This window comes from Microbacterium sp. DT81.1, assembly GCF_049844955.1.
GTDB lineage: Bacteria > Actinomycetota > Actinomycetes > Actinomycetales > Microbacteriaceae > Microbacterium.
Genome location: NZ_JBNCMA010000001.1, coordinates 453,566 through 472,768, shown reverse-complemented (window position 1 = coordinate 472,768; position 19,203 = coordinate 453,566). Strand labels below are relative to the sequence as shown.

At 69.4% G+C, this 19,203-nt stretch carries 16 protein-coding genes; 5 read left to right on the top strand and 11 right to left on the bottom strand.

The window, feature by feature from the left end:
* Positions 1 to 19: 19 nt before the first annotated feature.
* From ACLQ2Q_RS02100 to ACLQ2Q_RS02090, 3 genes are all read right to left on the bottom strand, one after another.
* On the bottom strand, positions 20 to 304 hold the full coding sequence (locus tag ACLQ2Q_RS02100; protein ID WP_425817451.1) for a YlxR family protein: 285 nt from the start codon (positions 302 to 304) through the stop codon (positions 20 to 22).
* 49 nt (positions 305 to 353) lie between these two features.
* Positions 354 to 1,343, bottom strand: a complete 990-nt coding sequence (nusA, locus tag ACLQ2Q_RS02095) for a transcription termination factor NusA (RefSeq protein ID WP_425817449.1) — start codon at positions 1,341 to 1,343, stop codon at positions 354 to 356.
* Positions 1,344 to 1,431: 88 nt separating this feature from the next.
* On the bottom strand, positions 1,432 to 3,255 hold the full coding sequence (locus ACLQ2Q_RS02090; RefSeq protein ID WP_425817447.1) for a lipase family protein: 1,824 nt from the start codon (positions 3,253 to 3,255) through the stop codon (positions 1,432 to 1,434).
* 31 nt (positions 3,256 to 3,286) lie between these two features.
* Between ACLQ2Q_RS02090 and ACLQ2Q_RS02085 the strand changes: the two genes are divergently transcribed.
* Entirely contained in the window at positions 3,287 to 4,108 is an 822-nt protein-coding gene (locus tag ACLQ2Q_RS02085) for a DUF1206 domain-containing protein (RefSeq protein WP_425817445.1), read from the top strand.
* A gap of 69 nt (positions 4,109 to 4,177) precedes the next feature.
* A complete protein-coding gene (locus ACLQ2Q_RS02080) occupies positions 4,178 to 4,684 on the top strand; it encodes a pyridoxamine 5'-phosphate oxidase family protein (protein ID WP_425817443.1) in 507 nt (168 codons plus the stop codon).
* 4 nt (positions 4,685 to 4,688) lie between these two features.
* On the opposite strand, the gene ACLQ2Q_RS02075 is transcribed toward ACLQ2Q_RS02080, so the two are convergent.
* The 4 genes from ACLQ2Q_RS02075 to ACLQ2Q_RS02060 all read right to left on the bottom strand — a co-directional run bounded on the left by ACLQ2Q_RS02075 (position 4,689) and on the right by ACLQ2Q_RS02060 (position 10,255).
* Positions 4,689 to 6,734, bottom strand: coding sequence for a PhoX family protein (locus ACLQ2Q_RS02075; protein ID WP_425818597.1), 2,046 nt, complete (start codon positions 6,732 to 6,734; stop codon positions 4,689 to 4,691).
* Positions 6,735 to 6,931: 197 nt separating this feature from the next.
* Positions 6,932 to 8,731: a proline--tRNA ligase gene (locus ACLQ2Q_RS02070; protein ID WP_425817440.1), complete on the bottom strand. Its 1,800-nt coding sequence runs from the start codon at positions 8,729 to 8,731 to the stop codon at positions 6,932 to 6,934.
* Positions 8,732 to 8,939: 208 nt separating this feature from the next.
* Positions 8,940 to 9,956 (bottom strand): DUF222 domain-containing protein, encoded by a 1,017-nt coding sequence (locus ACLQ2Q_RS02065; RefSeq protein WP_425818595.1) that lies wholly within the window; start codon positions 9,954 to 9,956, stop codon positions 8,940 to 8,942.
* Positions 9,956 to 10,255, bottom strand: coding sequence for a hypothetical protein (locus ACLQ2Q_RS02060; RefSeq protein WP_425818657.1), 300 nt, complete (start codon positions 10,253 to 10,255; stop codon positions 9,956 to 9,958). Before ACLQ2Q_RS02060 ends, ACLQ2Q_RS02065 begins: the two co-directional genes overlap by 1 nt.
* Positions 10,256 to 10,579: 324 nt before the next feature.
* Here ACLQ2Q_RS02060 and ACLQ2Q_RS02055 point away from each other — a divergent pair, with 324 nt between their 5' ends.
* Positions 10,580 to 11,599, top strand: a complete 1,020-nt coding sequence (locus tag ACLQ2Q_RS02055) for a 1-aminocyclopropane-1-carboxylate deaminase (protein WP_425817438.1) — start codon at positions 10,580 to 10,582, stop codon at positions 11,597 to 11,599.
* An 81-nt stretch (positions 11,600 to 11,680) separates the two neighbouring features.
* Here ACLQ2Q_RS02055 and ACLQ2Q_RS02050 read toward each other — a convergent pair whose 3' ends face one another.
* The gene (locus tag ACLQ2Q_RS02050) at positions 11,681 to 13,960 is read right to left on the bottom strand and encodes a PKD domain-containing protein (RefSeq protein ID WP_425817436.1); all 2,280 of its coding nucleotides are present in this window, start codon (positions 13,958 to 13,960) and stop codon (positions 11,681 to 11,683) included.
* An 11-nt stretch (positions 13,961 to 13,971) separates the two neighbouring features.
* Between ACLQ2Q_RS02050 and ACLQ2Q_RS02045 the strand changes: the two genes are divergently transcribed.
* A complete protein-coding gene (locus ACLQ2Q_RS02045; protein WP_425817434.1) occupies positions 13,972 to 14,202 on the top strand; it encodes a hypothetical protein in 231 nt (76 codons plus the stop codon).
* Between the two features lie 3 nt (positions 14,203 to 14,205).
* On the opposite strand, the gene ispG is transcribed toward ACLQ2Q_RS02045, so the two are convergent.
* A complete protein-coding gene (gene ispG, locus ACLQ2Q_RS02040) occupies positions 14,206 to 15,357 on the bottom strand; it encodes a flavodoxin-dependent (E)-4-hydroxy-3-methylbut-2-enyl-diphosphate synthase (RefSeq protein ID WP_425817432.1) in 1,152 nt (383 codons plus the stop codon).
* Between the two features lie 203 nt (positions 15,358 to 15,560).
* Here ispG and ACLQ2Q_RS02035 point away from each other — a divergent pair, with 203 nt between their 5' ends.
* Positions 15,561 to 17,516: an anthranilate synthase family protein gene (locus ACLQ2Q_RS02035; protein WP_425817430.1), complete on the top strand. Its 1,956-nt coding sequence runs from the start codon at positions 15,561 to 15,563 to the stop codon at positions 17,514 to 17,516.
* Positions 17,517 to 17,529: 13 nt separating this feature from the next.
* Here the strand turns inward: ACLQ2Q_RS02035 and ACLQ2Q_RS02030 are convergent, their stop codons facing one another.
* On the bottom strand, positions 17,530 to 18,765 hold the full coding sequence (locus ACLQ2Q_RS02030) for an RNA polymerase sigma factor (RefSeq protein WP_425817428.1): 1,236 nt from the start codon (positions 18,763 to 18,765) through the stop codon (positions 17,530 to 17,532).
* A gap of 3 nt (positions 18,766 to 18,768) precedes the next feature.
* Positions 18,769 to 19,137, bottom strand: coding sequence for a YciI family protein (locus ACLQ2Q_RS02025; protein ID WP_425817426.1), 369 nt, complete (start codon positions 19,135 to 19,137; stop codon positions 18,769 to 18,771).
* Positions 19,138 to 19,203 lie beyond the last annotated feature (66 nt).

Genomic DNA, 19,203 nt, shown 5'->3' with positions numbered 1-19,203 from the left:
CCTCAATCGAGGACGGGTCTCATTTCGAGCCGTTCACTTTGTTTCCATAGCCGTTCAGCCTTTTCGTGAAGGTCTGGGTGAAGGTCTGCGTGTCGAGCTGGCCCGACACACGCAATGCTCGTACGAAGGCCCGGCGCCGCACCGCGGCATCCACGCACTCGTTCGACGGATGAACCCACGCGCCCCGTCCGGGCAGAGACTTCCGCTCATCGAGGACGAGGGAGGAATCCACTGCGACCACCCTCAGGAGGTCGGACCGGGAGGCACGGGCGCGACAGCCGACGCACGTTCGTACGGGTTCCATGGTACACCTCCCGCCTGTGCGCTGGATGAGCCGGGGAGCGGGCGCCGAGTCAGTTGTCCTCGAGGATGCTGTCGGGCTGGATGTCGATCTTGGCACCGGTGAGCTTGGCGGCGAGGCGGGCGTTCTGCCCCTCCTTGCCGATGGCGAGGGACAGCTGGTAGTCGGGCACGAGGGCCCGGACGGCCTTGATGGATGCGTCGAGCACGAATGCGCTGGTCACCTTGGCCGGCGACAGCGCGTTGGCCACGAACCGCGGAAGCTCCGGGTCGTAGTCCACGATGTCGATCTTCTCGCCGCTGAGCTCCTCCGTCACCGCGCGCACCCGGCGGCCGAGCTCGCCGATGCATGCGCCCTTGGCGTTGATCGAGGGGTCGTTGGCCTTGACCGCGATCTTGGTGCGGTGACCGGCTTCGCGGGCGAGCGAGACGATCTCGACGAGCCCGGACGCGATCTCCGGCACCTCGAGCGCGAAGAGCTTGCGGACCAGTCCGGGGTGCGTGCGCGAGACGGTGATCTGGGGGCCCTTCGTGCCCTTCGAGACGCTCGTGACGTAGACGCGCAGGCGCGACCCGTGGGCGTAGTCCTCGCTCGGAACCTGCTCCTCCGGGGGAAGGATCGCCTCGATGGAGCCGAGGTCGACGTGGATCATGCGCGGGTTCGGTCCCTGCTGCACGACGCCCGCCACGATGTCGCCCTCCTTGCCGCGGAACTCGCCGAGCACCGCGTCATCGGCGATGTCGCGCAGCCGCTGGCTGATGACCTGCTTCGCGGCGAAGGCGGCGATGCGCCCGAAGTCGTCGGGAGTCGTCTCCTCCTCGCCGATGATGGCGCCCTCGTCGTCGGTGAGCGGGAGGAACACCGCGACGTGACCGGTCTTGCGGTCGAGGACGGCGCGCGCGCCTTCCGGCGCCTCACCGGTGCCGGTCGTGTGCTTGCCGTAAGCCGTGAGGATGGCCTGCTCGATGATGCGGACGAGTTCGTCGAAGGGGATCTCCTTCTCGCGCTCGATCGTGCGCAGCAGCCCCAGGTCGATGTCCATCGCGGCCTCCTCTATTCAGCTCTGTCGCCCCCGAGGTTGTCGGAGGCGTATCGACCCACGATACCCGATGGGGCCCCGGCCCGTCGCGTCACCCGGGGCAGTGCGAGACGTTGGAGTCGTCGCCCGCGAAGCGTTCGGCGGTCCACCGCACCAGGGTGGGCAGGAACCGCGATGTCGGCATCAGGACGCCGCGGTGATCGGTTGCGTGGTACTCGATCGACCGTACCGATGCGCCCCCCTCGCACAGACTCGCGACGAAGTCACTGGTGAGCTCGGGCGGGATCACCTCGTCGGCGGATCCCCAGGCCAATATGAGGGGCGCGGCCCAGGGTCCGTCCGGAACGTTCTGCGCGAGGCGCCTGCCGAGGGCGCCCGCTGTGAGGTCGGCCGGGTACAGCGGCCGGTCGCCCGATACGCCGAGCGACGTGATCGCCGAGAGGAAGAGTCCCGGCTCGGAGAGGCAGCGCTGCGTCATCTCCCGAACGATCGCCCGGCCGGAGGTCGCGACGTAATCCTGGATCGCGACGTCGGGATACAGGTCGGCGTACGGAACGAGCACCCAGGATATGAGGATCGACAGCTCCGCCGAGGCATCCGATCTCGTCAGCTCCTTGGCGACGGCGAGCGGGTCGGCGACGGGCGCCAGGGCGGCGGTCCCGCGGATGCCGAACTCGGGTGCGTAGCTCGCCGCCACCTGTTCCGTCCAGAGCGCGGCGTGCCCGCCCTGCGAGTGGCCCCAGACCACGACATCCGATGACAGCGACAGACCGCTGATCTGGTCGGCCGCCCGCACCGCGTCGAGGCTCGATCGCGCCTCGCCCGGACCGACCAGATAGGGGAAGAGCCCGTCGGCGCCCTGACCGCTGTAGTCGGAGCCGACGATCACCCAGCCCCGGTCAAGGGCCTGCTCGACGGCCGGGATCGCCCACTTGGTGGCCGACCCGTCCATCAGGCTCGGCGCGCACCCCCGTGCGACACCGGTGGTCCCGTGGTTCCACGAGATGACCGGCCTCGACCCGGGTGGCGGATCGATCGGCACGACGACGAGCGCGCTCGCGACGGCGCTGCGTCCGAAGGCGTCGGTCGTCGTGTAGAGGATGCGGGACACCTCTCCCCCGGCGGGTGCGCGGCCTGCGTAGTCGTCGACCCGGATCAGCTCTCCCGGTCGCAGAGGCAGGTCCTGCGGCGCGTCGTAGAACGCGTCGACCACGGGCGCGCCCTCCGCCAGCCAGCCGTTGAGCAGCCAGGCGCTGCCGGTCACGACGACGAGGACCGCCGCGGCGGAGTAACGGCCGACATCCAGCCAGACCCGCCGCGCCCGGCCGGCCGCGACCGGTTCCTCGTGCCGCGGCCGGCCCCAGACGCGCCGACCGGCGCGCCAGGCGAGCGACACCCCGAACAGGAGGGTGCGTGCACCGAAGATCACGGCGACGACGAGCAGAGTGACGTCCGGCCACAGCAGCGCGAGCACGCCGAATGCCACCTGACTGAGGCCCACCGCGACGGCGAGCACCCGCTCGCTGACCCGACCGCGAGCGACCCCGGCGAGCGACCCCAGGCCGCCCACCACCAGCAGCACCGCGAGCGCGGCGGGCAGGAGCTCGAGACTCCGACCCAGCCAGACCAGGATCGCCAGGCCGCCGAGGATCCAGACGGAGGAGACGAGGCGATTCCACCAGACCGGGGTGCGCCGCACGTCGCCGAGATCGGCGATCCCCGACACGATCGCGCTCACGCCGACATACACCCCGAGCAGCCATAGCGATGTGAGGGGGCGCGTGAGGATGAAGAGGCCGAGAAGCGCCAGCCCGAGCCCGATCAGCACCGCCAGCCGGGGCGGCGCGGACTCGATGATCCTCAGCAGCCGCCCCCACCGCGGCGGCTGCCGGCGGCGAGGGGGCGACGTGGTCATCCGAGCAATCCTAGGGATCTAGGCTGACCGGGTGGATTCGATCGCACCCCGGCGGGCGGCCCAAGAGGCGCAGTCGCACCGTGCGTTCCGGTGGACCGCTCGGGCCGGTTACGCGGCGAGCGGTGTGGTGCACATCCTCATCGGAGTGATCACCCTGTGGGTCGCCTTCGGCGGAGACGGCGAAACGGATCAGTCCGGGGCCCTGATGGCGATCGCCGCGGCGCCGCTCGGATACATCGTCCTGTGGCTGATCGCGATCACCCTGTGCGCCCTCGGTGTCTGGCACCTGCTGGAGGGCATCCTCGTGCGCAAGCCGACGGACGACGCCCCCGGCGACGCCAAGAAGTGGGGGGCGCGGGTCGGCGAATGGGGTCAGGCGCTCGTCTTCATCGCCCTGGGCCTTCTCTCGGCATCCGTCGCCCTCGGCGCTCATGTCGACGCCGAGGATGCCACCGAGAGCGCCAGTCGCGGCGTGCTCCAGGTACCGGGCGGCTCGATCGTGCTCGGGCTCGTCGGCATCGGAGTCGGGATCGGGGGCGTCGTCTTCGTGGTGATGGGCGTCAGGCGCAGCTTCAGGAGCAAGGTCGACATCCCGGAGCACGGCATCGGCCGCGCCGTTGCGGGGCTCGGCCTCGTCGGATTCGTAGCCAAGGGGCTCGCGCTGATGATCGTGGGCGTGCTGCTCGTCGTCGCCGCGGTGACCACCGACGCCGACGTGGCGGGGGCCCTGGACGGGGCGTTGCGGGCCCTGCTCGCGCTGGCGTACGGCCCCTGGCTCGTGGCCGCCGTGGGCATCGGTCTCATCGCGTATGGGATCTTCTGCCTGTTCCGGGCTGTCTTCGCGCGCCTCTGAGAAGCACGCGCGGCATCCGGCGCTGTCAATCCCCTGGCCCGCGCGAGCGTGCGGTGTGAGTCTGAAACCATGGCAGATCAGGAAATGACCCAGGTCGACGCGATCAAGCGCGTGAAGGAGCTCGTCGAGGACATCGACTTCACGATGCTGACGACGGTGGATGTCGCGGGCAACCTCGTCTCGCGCCCGATGAGCACCCGCCAGATGGACGAGAACGGCGCCATCTGGTTCTTCACCGGCGATGACACGAAGAAGGTCGACGAGGTGGAGAAGGACCACGACGTGGGGCTCTCCTACCTCGACGCCAAGGGCATGCGCTTCGTCTCGGTGGCGGGCAAGGCCGTCGTGGTGCACGACGAGGCGAAGATGAAGGAGCTGTACACCCCCTCACTGGACATCTGGTTCGAGGACGGGCTGGACACCCCCGGCGTCGCGCTGCTGAAGGTCACCCCCGTCGAGTGCGAGTTCTGGGAGCCCAAGCACGGCAAGATCGTGATGGCCGCCGGCATGCTGAAGGCGCTTGTGACCAAGGACACCCCGGACGACACGATGCGCCACGAGAAGATCAGCTGCTGAGCGCTCAGGCGCGATACACCTGCACCACCGACGGTCGCGGGGCGGTCGGGACGTCGCCGGGAACGGGCGCCGACTTGTAGCCGTCGGGGAACACCGAGGTCTGCAGCTCGTAGGTGCCGCCCTCTCCCGGATGCTGCACGGCGACGAAGACCATGCCCTCCCAGTCGTGGATGACCGGGCCGCACGTCTCGGCCTGACGCGGCACGGCGAGGAACTGCTGCACGTGCCCGCGGTCGTCGCCGGTGAGCGGCACCTTGAAGAGGCCGTCGTTGTAGCCGATCGTGCTCGGCGCGCCGTCGGTCGCGATCCACAGGTTTCCGGCGGCGTCGAAGGCGAGGTTGTCCGGGCAGGAGATGGGCGACACCATGTCGGCCGGGAAGCCCGCGAAGTAGGTGTTCGCCACCTGCGCCGGGTCTCCGCAGAGCAGCAGGATGTTCCAGGCGAAGCTCGTGCCCGCGTGGCCAGCGGTCTCGGTCAGCTCGATGACGTGGCCGTAGCGGTTGCCCGTCACGGGGTTCGCCTCATCGAGCGGGCTCTTCGTGCCTCTCTCCGAGTTGTTCGTGAGCGCGACATAGACCTTGCCCGTCCACGGGTTCGGCTGGACGTCCTCGGGGCGGTCCATCTTTGTGGCTCCGACGGCGTCTGCGGCGAGGCGGGTGAAGACGAGGACCTCTTCGGTCGTGAACCCGGGGACGACGCTCTTGCCGTTCTTCGTGAGCGGGACCCACTGGCCGGTGCCGTCGAACTGTCCGTCGCTCGGCAGCTGTCCGGTGCCGAGGATCTCGTTCGCGGGCGAGTCGCCGGAGAACTTCGCGACATACAGGTCGCCCTCCGAGAGCAGCGTCATGTTCTTCGCCCGCGAGGCGGAGATCTTGTTCTTCGACACGAACTTGTACAGGTAGTCGTTGCGCTGATCATCGCCCATGTAGGCGACCACCCTGCGGTCCTTCGAGACGTATACGTTGGCGCCCTCGTGCTTCATCCGGCCCATCGCGGTGTGCTTCTTCGGCACGGAGTCGGGGTCGTACGGGTCGATCTCCACGATGTACCCGAAGCGGTTCGGCTCGTTGACGTAGCCGGCGTCATGGGCGTTGAAGCGGGGGTCGTAGGTCTCCCAGCCGGTCGAGGTCGACGTGGTCGACGTGGAGCTGTACCGCGCGTGACCCGGAGCCTCCGCGTTCCACGCGAAATAGCCGTCGAAGTTCTCCTCCCCGGAGAGGATCGTGCCCCACGGTGTCGTGCCGCCGGCGCAGTTGCCCAGTGTGCCGCGCACCCAGCGGCCCTCCGGATCGTCCGCGGTCTTCACCAGGGCGCTCCCGGCAGCCGGGCCCGTGAGCTCGAAGACGGTCTCCACGGTGATGCGGCGGTTGCGACGGCCGCCCTGGACGTAGGACCACGGCGTGCCGGAGCCCGAACGCGAGATCTCGACGACCGAGAGGCCCTGGGCCATCTTGGCGATGTCACCCCGCCGGCGCACCTCCTCCGGCGGGAGCACCTGGCCCGCCGGAACGCTCGGGAACATGATGTTCGCGTTGACGTACTCGTGATTGTTCACGAGCACGCCCGTCTTCAGGCTCTTGTCCAGGATGATCTCGAGGTAGTCGCTGTTGTACCCGAACTGGCGCGCCTGCGCCTCGGGGGTCTGCGCGGCGATGTCGAACGCGGGGGCGTCGGCGAAGAGCGGGTCGCCCCAGCGGATCAGCGGCATCCAGTTGTAGCCACCAGGAACGACGAACTGGTCGATGTTGGCCGGCACGGGCTTGATGGGCTCGAAGGGGAGCTTCGACCAGCCCGGCTTCGGCAGACCCAACCCGCCGAGACCCTCGTAGTCGGCCGCGACGGCGCGACCGGCGGAACCCGCCTGCGAGAAGGTGAGCGCCACTGCGCCCGCCGCTCCGAGACCGAGCACCGCGCGTCGCGAGAGGGCCGCGCCGGCGATCTCCCGGAACGTCGGATTCGACGAGGTGTTGCAGTCCGGCTTCATGCACGCGTTGGCGCACTTCAGTTCGCAGGTGACCGCCAGACGCTTGCCTCTCGCGTGCTCGACCATAGGCAGCGAGCGGCGGAAGTTCTCGATGATCGTCACGGTGTGCGTCCTCCATGTCGGGTGTGCGACTTCCAGCATTCCCGCACACTTTGACGCGGAGGAGAACCGCAGGGTGAACGTCGGGTGACGAATCGGGATCGGGATGCCCCGCGCCGATGCGTTGTCGCTGCCGGCCCCGCGTCGCTGCCGGCCCCGCGTCGCTACCGCGAGCGAAGTCGCTGCACGGCGTCGGCGACGGGAACAGTGTCGCGCGCTCCGGATCGCCGATCCCACAGCTCCACGTGCCCTTCCGCCGCGGCGCGCCCGACGACGATGAGCTGGGGAACACCGACGAGCTCGGCGTCGCCGAACTTCACGCCCGGCGAGACCTTCGGACGGTCGTCGAAGAGGACGTCCAGACCGGCGGCTTCCAGATCGGCGGAGAGCTGCTCCGCGACCTCGAAGACGACAGGATCCTTGCCCGCGGCCACCACGTGAACGTCGAACGGCGCGACGGAAGCGGGCCAGATGAGCCCCTTCTCGTCGTTGTTGAGCTCGGCGATGTTGGCGAGGATGCGCGTGACGCCGATGCCGTACGACCCCATCGTCACCGTGACCAGCTTGCCGTTCTCATCGAGCACCTTGAGTCCCAGCACGTCGGCGAAGAACCGGCCGAGCTGGAACACGTGCCCGATCTCCATGCCGCGGGCGAGCTCGACGGGGCCCGAGCCGTCCGGAGCCGGATCGCCTTCTCGCACATCGGCGACCTCGATGAATCCGTCGCCGAAGAAGTCGCGACCGGCGACCAGAGTATGCACGTGCTTCTCATCGGCGTTGGCGCCGGTGATCCAGGCGGTGCCGTCGACGACGCGCGGGTCCAGCAGATACCGGATGCCGGTGGCCGACTCTTCGCCGAACACGGCGCCGGTCGGCGACCAGGGCCCGATGTACCCCTTGACGAGGAGCGGGTTCTTCTCGAAGTCCGCCTCCGTCGCCTGCTCTACGGCCGCCGGAGCGAACGCGACCTCCACCCGCTTCTCGTCGATATCCCGATCCCCCGGGATGCCGACGATGACGACCTCGCGCGTGCCGTCGAGGTGGGTGAGGGCGAGCACCACGTTCTTGAGCGTGTGCGCGGCCGTCCACTCCGCTGCGCCTTCCGTCGCCGGACCCGCGATACCGGGCGCCGGGGCGTCGAGGTGCGCATTTGCATGGGCGACGAGTGTCGCGATCGTGGGGGTGTTCGGGGAATCGAAGATGACGGGTTCGGCGAGATCGTCGAAGGGGATCGCCTCGGGCGCGACGGTCGTGAAGGCCTCCACGTTCGCCGCGTAGCCGCCTGCCGAGCGGACGAAGGTGTCCTCGCCGATCGCCGTGGGGTGCAGGAACTCCTCGCTGCGGGCACCACCCATCAGCCCGTTGTCGGCCGCGACGATGACGTACTCGAGTCCGAGCCGTTGGAAGATGCGCTCGTACGCGTCCCGCTGTCGCTGGTAGGAGGCATCCAGCCCCTCGTCGGTGTAGTCGAACGAGTACGCATCCTTCATCGTGAACTCGCGACCGCGCAGGAGGCCGGCACGCGGGCGGGCCTCGTCCCGGTACTTGTCCTGGATCTGGTAGATCGCCAGCGGAAGATCCTTGTACGAGGAGTAGAGGTCTTTCACGAGCAGCGTGAACAGCTCTTCGTGCGTGGGCGCGAGCAGGTAGTCGGCGTCCTTGCGGTCCTTCAGACGGAAGATGCCGTTGCCGTACGTCTCCCATCGGCCGGACTGCTCATACGGGTCCCGCGGCACGAGCGCGGGGAAGTGCACCTCGTACGCACCGGCGTTCGCCATCTCGTCGCGGATGATCGCCTCGATCTTGGCCTTGACCTTGAGTCCGAGCGGCAGCCACGCGAAGATCCCCGGCGCCTGGCGGCGGATGTAGCCGGCGCGCACGAGCAGCCGGTGGGAGGTGACCTCCGCATCGGCGGGGTCTTCGCGGAGCGTGCGGAGGAAGTAGTGCGAGAGACGGGTGACCACGAGGGTCAAGTCTAGGGGCGCGCGTCAGCGAGCCAGGGGCGTGGGGCGGAGCCCCACACAGAGGCGCGCGTCAGCGAGTCAGGGGCGTGGGGCGGAGCCCCACACAGAGGCGCGCGTCAGCGAGCCAGGGGCGTGGGGCGGAGCCCCACACAGAGGCGCGCGTCAGCGAGCCAGGGGCGTGGGGCGGAGCCCCCGCACGGGGTCTTCCTCAGAACGGTGCGGCTGCCTCGTCGGAAGGAATGAATACCGGCACGCTCCGTTCCGGTTCCACGCGGTAGGACCGGCCGGTCGGCGACGTCCACAGAATCGCGCCGCCGCTGCCCTCGATCTGCTCCACCCGCCATCGTCCGTGGTGTTTCACGGTGTGGTGGCCCTGGCAGAACGGCGCCAGATTCTCGAGTGCCGTCATCCCGCCGTGCTCCCAGGCGATGTTGTGGTCGATCTGGCATCGAGAGGCCGGCATCCCGCATCCCGGCGCCATACACCGCTCCGCCCGCCATCGCACGAGCCGACGGAGTTCGGGCGGCGGCCGGTAGTGCGTCCGACCGACGGATAACACGATTCCCGTCTCGGGGTGGGTCAGCACCCGCATCCACCCCGTGGCGCCGCCGCAGAGCTCGCGTGCCCGCTCCATCGTGATCGGCCCCACGCCCTCGACGGTCGCGGGCTCGCTGCTCCCACCGCTATTTCGGTCGAGGACAGCGAGCGCGGGGACGGTGACGACCACCGTCGGTCGAATCCCCCGCACCTCGGGCGGCAGGAGGTCGGTGACACCGTCGAGAAGGATGTCGCCGAGGACATCAGCGCGGAGCTGGTCGAGCGACCGCAGCTCGCCTTCGCTCTGAGCGAGCACCTTCGCGGTCGCGGTCAGCCGGCCGTGCACAGCATGCGCCTCGACCGCCGGAATGTAGGCACCCAACCACGCCATCCCGTCATCGGCGGGCTCGATGACCACCCTTCGCGTCGTCACCGCTCGCTCGTGGCGTTCTGCGAGTGTGATGGATCGAACCGAATCGATGACGGCGCGCAGGTTTCGCCGGAACGCTCCCACGGGCAGTGACTCCGCCAACTCGACTGCGCGGGGCAGAAGCCGGGCTCGCAGCTCGGGCTCCACCGCGTCGAGCGCCTCGACCAGGATGGCCGCGTGACGCGCGGTCATACGCGCTGCCGCGAGCGACTCGAGAGCGGCGGGGTAGCGGTGGACGAGCGCCTCAGCGTGCTCGATCAGGTCGCTTGCGGCAGCTTCGGTGATCGCGAGCGCCGACGCCAGCCCAGCCGGATCGAGCGCTCGATGACCGTCGTCAGCTCGAAGCCGTGGAGGAGCGCATCCTCCGGAGCGCCGAGGCGCATCGCGTCCACCCGGACGAACTGCTGTGCGGCGAACACGGAGAGCATCGTCTGGGTCTCGACGACGAGATCCACGGCATCCGGGATCGGCGGCGCCCACTCGGCGCGGACATCCCACTCGCCTTCGCAATCGGGATCTGGATGGGGATGGAGGCCATCGGGGGGGTCGTTCTGCATGGCTCCAGGTTAGAACATACTTCCGACACTAGACCGTTGCTCAGGCTCGGCTCGGAAGCGGGAGCGCGCCCCCGACATTGCGGCGTCCGTGCGCCGGATCCGGCGCCTCCGAATTGACAACGGTCGCCTTGCCGTATGCAATATATTGCAGGCGCATTCGCCGCTTCCCCTCGAACGCGCGGCGAGGCGGAACGGAGGCTCGCGATGCCGCCATCCACAGAACCGCAGCGCCAGACGCGCAGTGCACGACCGCCTAGACGCCTCGCTCTCAGCCCGTATACCCGCACCTCTTCCCTGATCATCCAAACCCGAGGACGACCCGACATGAAGCTCGCCGAATTCCCCCGCTATCCGCTCACCTTCGGACCGAGCCCGCTCCAGCACCTGAAGCGACTCACGCAGCACCTGGGCGGGGCACAGGTGTGGGCCAAGCGGGAAGACGTCTCGAGCGGACTCGCGTACGGCGGCAACAAGACGCGCAAGCTGGAGTACATCGTGCCGGACGTGCTGGCCTCCGGCGCCGACACGCTGGTCTCCATCGGGGGCTACCAGTCGAACCACACCCGGCAGGTCGCCGCCGTTGCGGCGCACCTCGGCCTCAAGGCACGGCTCGTCCAGGAGAAGTGGGTCCCCTGGGACGACCCGACCAACGACCGCGTCGGGAACCTACTCCTCTCCCGCATGATGGGCGCGGACTCCCGCCTCGACGACGCCGGATTCGACATCGGCGTCCGGGACTCATGGAAGGCCGCGTTGCAGGAGGTCGAGGCATCCGGTGGCAAGCCCTACGCCATCCCTGCAGGCGCCTCGGAGCACCCGCTCGGCGGGCTGGGGTTCGCGAACTGGGCGTTCGAGCTCGCCGAACAGGAGAAGGCCGTCGGCATCACCTTCGACACGATCATCGTCTGCACCGTGACCGGCTCCACGCATGCCGGCATGATCGCCGGCTTCGCCGCCCTCGAAGAGCTCACCGGGGTGAGGCGGAGGGTGCTCGGGATCGACGCGTCGGCCACGCTCGCCAAGACGACCGACCAGGTGACCCGCATCGCCCGCAACACGGCCGAGCTGATCGAACTGGGTCGCGAACTGAGGGATGACGAGATCCAGGTGCTCGACGGATGGGCAGGGGAACTCTACGGCCTCCCCGTCGAGTCGACGATGGAGGCGATGGCGCTCGGCGCACAGCTCGAGGCGATGATCACCGATCCCGTCTACGAAGGGAAGTCGCTCGCGGGGCTCATCGATCTCGTGCGGTCGGGCGACATCCCGTCGACGTCGAACGTGCTGTATGCCCACCTCGGAGGGCAGCCGGCGATCAACGCGTATCACTCCCTCTGGCCGTAATGCGGAGAGAGTGACGCAGGGGCGGATGCTGGGCGGCGAGATCCGCATGCCGGATCCCCGACGCCCGGATGCACGACGCACTCAGTCGGCGTGGACCACCCTCTGCAGGTCCTTCTCGAGATCGCGCAACTCGGTCTTCGTTGCGGACGGGTCCAGAATCGTCTCCTCCGCGGTGAACATCAGCTCGAGGTACTCCACCGCCGCGCCTCCCTGCAGAGACACCGTCGCGTCGTACTCCACCGCGCCGCTGGCGAACTGAAGCCACGCGATCAGCAGCTCCGCGGTTGCTCGCGCGCGCGGGTCGCCGCCTGAGGAGAGCACGTCGTGGGCCTCGGGTGGGGTCGATGCGGCGACGTGCTCGGAGAAGACGCTGGAGACCGCCCCCACGATGTCGAGGTACGCGACCGCCGTCGCCTCGTCGATGTGCGGGCTACCCGACCCGGAGTACTGGTGCTTCCACCATCCGCTGCTGCGGGCATCATCGGCGATCCCGGTGACGAGAGCCCCGGCATCCGTCGCGTCGGTTCCACCGTCGTCATCCGACAGCGTCAGCGTCAGCACCTGCGCGCCGGGCGAGTCCGCTACGGCGTCGATCGCGTCATCGGCCTCGAACGGGAACGTCCCGAGAGGGCTCAGCGGTGGATCGGGCGTCTCGGCGGGATCGTTGTGGTAGGTGTTCACATCGCCCGTGCTCCAGGCGAACGTCAGGTCGTCCGAGCCGGCGTCGGTGCCCTCGGCGGCGAGTGGCAGCACCTCCCCTGCGCCCACGACGAAGTAATCCCCGCCGGGGAACGAGATCTGACCCGACAGGTCCAGGTCGACTACGGGATCGAGGTTCGCGACGCTCACGACGGCCACGTCGCTCCCCGCCCCCGCGTCGTCGTCGGTCACCGTGACGGTGACCTCGTAGTCCCCGTTGTCCCCGTAGACGTGATCGACGCCCGCGGCGAGCGCGGCGATGGAAACGGGCGCCGGAGCGGTTCCGTCACCCCAGTCGATCCTCGCGGTGTGAGTGTCGAGCGTGCCCGGATCGGTGAACGTGGCGCTCACCGTCGCCGTTCCGGCCTCGTCGATCGCATCGCCGGTCGCGGTCACCGTCGGCGGCACGTTCAGCACCGTGACCGTGGCCGTGGCGGTGTCCGTCAGTGCGGTGCCCGCCGTCACGTCTCCGCCGATGTCGCTGACCGTCAGGTCGATGTCATCGACGGTGTCATCGAGCGCCGTGTAGGTCGGCGTCGCCAGGCTCGGGTCGTCGAGCCGGTCGGCGGGCGACCACGAGTAGGTGAGGATGGCGTTCTCGGGGTCGCTGCTTCCGGTGCCATCGAGCTGGATCGCGGAGCCCTCATCGACGGCGTACGGCCCACCGGCGGACGCGGTGGGGGCGGTGTTCGTGCACGGATTCGCGGTGAATGCGTCGTTGCCGGGACTGCTGGTGCTGTCGGCGTAGAGGTTGCCCGGGATGTCGCAGACGAACGGGACGAGGTTCGAGCCCTGGATGAATCCACCGGCGTAGTACCCGGTGAGGGCGGGACCGGTCGGCGACTCGTTCCCCCCGCCCGGGATGGCGCCGGGGATGAAGGAGCCGCTCGAGAACGGAGTGTCATCGGTGGGATCGGTGCGGACCGCCACCTCGTGGTGCAGGTGGCGGCCGGTCGCCCTCCCGATGTCCGCCTCGATTCCGAGGGGGTCTCCGACCTGCACCGTGTCGCCGACCGAGAGGTTGCCGGGTCCGCCCGTGATCGAACCCGTCTGCAGGTGCGTGTACTTGCTCCATTCCCCGTTCGGATGCTCGATCCAGATGTAGTTGTTGTAGTTCTGGCAGACGGTGATGACTGCGCTGTTGGGTACCGTCGTGTCCAGCACCCCATCGGCATCCAGATCCTCGCCGGGATCGAGGACGCCGTCCGAGTCGAGGTCCTCGGACGCGTCCTGGCAGCTGTGCTCGAGCGCGTCCGCGTGGACCGTCACCCCATCGGCCAGGAGCTGACCGGAGAGGCCGTTGACGTCAAGACCGTCCCCGTTGCCCACGCCGTCTCCGTCGGGGTCCGAGTCGCCGTGGATGTCGACGATCGCCATGACCACTCCCGAGGCGGCGGCCACAACGGTCGTCGGCGTCGCGTCGGCGCGCATGTCGATGCGGTCATTTCCCTGGTTCGGGGTCGGGTTGCCGTGGTTGTGGTGGTCGTTCGTCACGATCAGAGTCGTGCCGTTCGCGTAGGGGATCCGGTAGATGCCCGCCGAGACCGTGAAGGTGCCGTGGCCGGCGATCGCGGGCGGCGCGCCGGTCAAGGCGGCCAGCACGAGAGCGGTGGAACCGACCAGCGCGAGCGAGACGGTCCGGCGGTTTCGGTTGGCGCGCATCGCGAACCTCCATGTTCGCGCGAACCCCGCGGGCACCGGAGTGGTCGCCGTCGGCGGGGAGGGCAGCTCAGTCCCGGACTCTACTCCGCCCTCGGAACTCCTGCCAGCCCGCGGACGAACGCCTCTCGGGCGACATCCCGACGCTTCCGCTCACCGACATCGCGCGCGCCCTCACGATCGCGGTCCGCAGGACCCTCGACACCGGAAACGACGTCCGGGACAGCGGCGGCTCGCTCTACTGAGCGCTAGCTCGTGACGACCTGCGCCGTGCCGATCGCGGCATCCGGCCCCATCTCGTCGGCGAGCCGGTTCGCCTCCTCGATGAGGGTCGCGACGATGTCGGCCTCGGGCACCGTCTTGATGACCTGGCCCTTGACGAAGATCTGGCCCTTGCCGTTGCCGGAGGCGACCCCGAGGTCCGCCTCCCGTGCTTCGCCCGGTCCGTTCACCACGCAGCCCATGACGGCCACACGCAGCGGAACGGTCATGTCCTTGAGCCCCTCGGTGACATCATCGGCCAGGGTGTAGACATCGACCTGGGCACGCCCGCACGAGGGGCAGGAGACGATCTCGAGCTTGCGTTCCCGCAGGTTGAGCGACTGCAGGATCTGGTGCCCGACCTTGACCTCTTCGGCTGGAGGCGCCGAGAGCGAGACGCGGATCGTGTCGCCGATGCCCTCGCCCAGCAGGATGCCGAACGCCGTGGCGCTCTTGATCGTGCCCTGGAACGCGGGGCCCGCCTCGGTCACGCCGAGGTGCAGCGGCCAATCGCCCATCGCGGCGAGCAGGCGGTAGGCCTTGACCATGATGACCGGGTCGTTGTGCTTGACCGAGATCTTGAAGTCGTGGAAGTCGTGCTCCTCGAACAGCGACGCCTCCCAGCGTGCGCTCTCGGCGAGCGCCTCGGGTGTCGCCTTGCCGTACTTCTCGAGCAGGCGCGGATCGAGCGAGCCCGCGTTGACGCCGATGCGCAGGCTGACGTCGGCGTCCTTCGCGGCCTTCGCGATGGCACCGACCTGGTCGTCGAACTTGCGGATGTTGCCCGGGTTCACGCGCACCGCGGCGCATCCCGCGTCGATCGCCTGAAAGACGTACTTGGGCTGGAAATGGATGTCGGCGATGACCGGGATCTGGCTCTTCTTGGCGATGATGTGCAGCACGTCGGCGTCGTCCTGCGACGGCACGGCGACGCGCACGATCTCGCACCCGGATGCCGTCAGCTCGGCGATCTGCTGCAGGGTGGCGTTGATGTTCGTGGTCGGCGTCGTCGTCATCGACTGCACGCTCACCGGTGCGTTGCCGCCCACGAGCACCTTGCCGACCTTGATCTGGCGGGACCTGCGACGGGAGGCGAGGACCTCGGGCACTTTCGGCATCCCGATATTCACAGCTGGCACGCTCCTCAGCCTACGCGGTGCCCACCCTCCGGGGCTGGAGGGCGGCTGAGCGAGCGGGGGTGCCCTGTGGTAGGTTCGCCCCATGTTCGCGCACACCCCCTGGTGGCCCGCCTCCTAGGCGGTGTGTTCGCGTTCCCAGATCACAGACCGCCGCACGGCGGTCTTTCTGCGTGAGCGACCGCCCGGACCACGAAAGGCCGACGATGACCGGGACTGTCCCCGACATCCTCTCCCTCCTGCGCGAAGGCGACGCCCCGTTCGCGCTCATCGCCCGTGAGGGCTCCCCCGACGTCGAGATCCTGACCGGTGACGTCGTCGACGTCGAACTGCTCGCCGACATCCCTCTGCTGGATCCCGCGGGCACCGCCCAGGAGGTGCTCGCGCTCGTCCCCTACCGGCAGGTGCGGGAGCGCGGCTTCGCCGCCCACGACGACGGGGCTCCGCTGCGGTGCCTGATCGTTCGCGATCGCACGCGAGTGCCCGTGGAGCGCGCCCTCACCCTGCTCCCCAGTGAACCCATCCCCCTCGAGCGACCGGGCTTCGACATCGCCGACGACGTCTACGCCGGCATCGTCGAGACGGTGATCGCCGATGAGATCGGGCGGGGCGAGGGAGCGAATTTCGTCATCCGGCGCGATTTCACGGCGGGGGTGGATGCCGATCCGCGCGTCGCAGCGCTGACCTGGTTCCGCGCCCTGCTCGCGCACGAGCGCGGCGCATACTGGACCTTCGCGATCGTCACGCCGGGGCACGTCGCGGTGGGGGCGAGCCCCGAGGCGCACGTCAGCGCGCGCGGCGGCTTGGTCACCATGAACCCGATCTCCGGCACGTTCCGCCACCCGGCCGGCGGCGCGACGGCCGAGACCCTGACGGAGTTCCTCTCCAGCACGAAGGAGACGGAGGAGCTGTTCATGGTGGTCGATGAGGAGCTCAAGATGATGAGCGCCGTCTGCACCGACGGCGGCCGTATCACCGGCCCGCATCTCAAGGAGATGTCGCGCCTGACCCACACGGAGTACATGCTCCGCGGCCGGAGCCGTCTGGATCCGCGCGACATCCTGCGCGAGACGATGTTCGCCCCGACGGTGACCGGTTCGCCGATGCAGAACGCCTGCACGGTCATCCAGCGCCACGAGCGGTCACCCCGCGGCTACTACTCCGGGGTCGCGGCGCTGTTCACGCCGGCCGCCGGCGCGGCCGGCCAGGGTGCCGCATTCCACGACGGCGCCGCATCTCACGACCTCGACGCGCCGATCCTCATCCGCACGGCCTACCTGGTCGACGGGATGCTGCGGGTGCCGGTCGGGGCGACACTCGTGCGGCACTCGGACCCCTACGGCGAGGTGAGCGAGACCCACGGCAAGGCGGCCGGCGTGCTCGGTGCCATCGGGGCGGTCCCGCGGGACATCCCGGCCGTGCCGCAGGGCGGCCCCGGCGCAGAGGATCCGGATGCGCCGGCCGCGCCGCGCGCGCTCGGCGACGACCCGCAGATCGCGGGGCTGCTGGCCTCGCGGAACTCCCGGCTGGCGCCGTTCTGGCTGAATCCGCAGGATGCCGCCGACGGCGGCCCGTTCGCCGGGCACAGCGCCCTGGTGGTCGATGCCGAAGATCGCTTCACCACGATGCTCGCTCACCAGCTGCGGCACCTCGGGCTCGACGCCCGCATCGTGCCGTGGAACGAGGTGACCGATGAGCAGGTCGACGACGCCGAGCTCGTCGTCTCGGGCCCCGGCCCCGGAGACCCCCGCGAACCGGGCAATCCGCGCATGAAACGGATGCGCGACGTCGTGGCTCGCCGATTGGATGCCGGGCGGCCACTGCTGGCCGTGTGCCTGAGCCACCAGATCCTGGCCGACCGCCTCGGGATCGAGCTGGCCCCCCTCGACCGACCGCACCAGGGACTCCAGAAGAGCGTGGAGGTGTTCGGGGCAGAGGCGTCGATCGGCTTCTACAACACCTTCACCGCCCGCGTCGCGCCGGGTACCACCCGCAGGGGCCCGGCGGAGATCGCCGCGGACCCGGTCACCGGAGACGTCTACGCCCTCCGCGGCCCGTCGTTCTCATCGGTGCAGGGTCACCTCGAGTCGATCCTGTCGCACGACGGCATGGAGACCCTCGAAAGGCTCATCACCCAGGCCCTCGCGCCCGTGCCGGCCTGATCTCGCGGGCGGGCTACAGCCCCGCCCGGGTCGAGAGCAGGCGACGCTCGGCCTCGTTCGCGGTCAGCTCCAGCGCTTGCAGGTCCGCGTCCGTCGCCTCCCGATCGCGGCCGACCCCCCGCAGCATCTCCGCCCGCACCGCGTGCCAGAGGTGGAATCCCGCGAGCGCGTCACGCAGGGCGTCGACTTCGGCGAGTGCGGCGGAGGGACCATCGACCCTACCGAGCGCGACCGCCCGATTCAGGCGAACGACCGGCGAGTCGTCCCACCGCAGCAGCACGTCGTAAAGCGTCAGGATCTGCAGCCAGTCGGTGTCCGCGGGCGTCGCGGCGTCCGCATGGCACGCGGCGATCGCTGCCTGCAGCTGGAAGCGTCCCGGTCGCTTGGCCTCGGCGCAGCGCTCGAGCTGGGCGCGCCCTTCCTGCAGAAGCGCGGGGTCCCAGGCGGCGCGGTCCTGAGCGTCGAGCAGCACGAGCTCCCCGTCGTTGTCGCGGGCGTCGTCGCGGGCTCGGTGGAAGAGCAGCAGCGCGAGCAGTCCCCGCGCCTCGGGCTCTCGCGGCAGCGCGTCGCTCACCACGCGTGCCAGCCAGATGGCGTCGTCGGCCACATCGCGATCCGTGGCGGCGCCGCTGCCCGGCATCAGATGCGCCTGCGTGTACATGGCCGAGACGACGGTCAGCACGATACCGAGGCGCTCCGCCAGTTCGCTTCCCTCGGGCACCCGCAGGGGCACGCCCGCCGCGGCGATCTTGCGCTTTGCCCGCACGATCCGCTGTGCGATCGTGGCCTCCGGCGTGATCGTGACCCGCGCGATCTGCGCGGTGGTCACGCCGCATACGGCCCGGAGCGTGAGTGCCAGCTGCGCGGCCGACGCGATCGCCGGGTGACAGCAGCCGAACAGCAGCGGCAGCCGTTCGTCCACGTCGACCGGCGCCGGCTCTCGCGCGAGCAGCGACAGCTTGTCGCGGTACACGCGCTCGCGTCGCAGGCGGTCGAGCGCGTTGTGCCGCGCCGCCGTCGACAGCCAGGCGGCCGGGTTCGGCGGGATGCCGCGCTGCCGCCACTCACGCAGCGCTTCGGCGACGGCATCCGCCACCGCCTCCTCGGCGACGTCGAGATCGCCGATCCGCGCCGCCAGTGACCCGACGAGCCGGGCGTTCTCGGCGCGCACGACACGGGCGAGGGCGAGATCGGATGCCGCGGCCGGGCCTCGCTGCGCGAAGCCGTCACTCCCCGCCGCGGCATCCATCGCTCACGCCTCGAACTGGCTGTAGTCCTCGACCATCGGACGGATCTCGATGGCGACACCAGGAAGGTCGAGGGACGGCCACGTCTTCGCGAGGGCGATCGCGGCGTCGAGGTCGGGCACATCGATGACGCTGAAGCCCCCGATCACCTCCTTGCTCTCGGCGAACGGGCCATCGACGACGACGGGGCCGGACTCGCCGTGCTTGACCGTCGTCGCGGTGGTGGCCGGCTGCAGTTCGGCACCGGAGTCCGTGATGACGGTGGCGTGCTCCCCGAACCACTCGTAGATGCGGCCGTAGACCTCCTGCGCCCGTTCAGGCGGGACGGCGGCGTCGAGGTCGGGCCGGCTTGTGAACATGATGACGTACTTCATGGTTCGTCTCCTTCGGTCGATGTGAACCTTGCACCCCTACAGCGAACGGGCAAGACCGGAATCGAC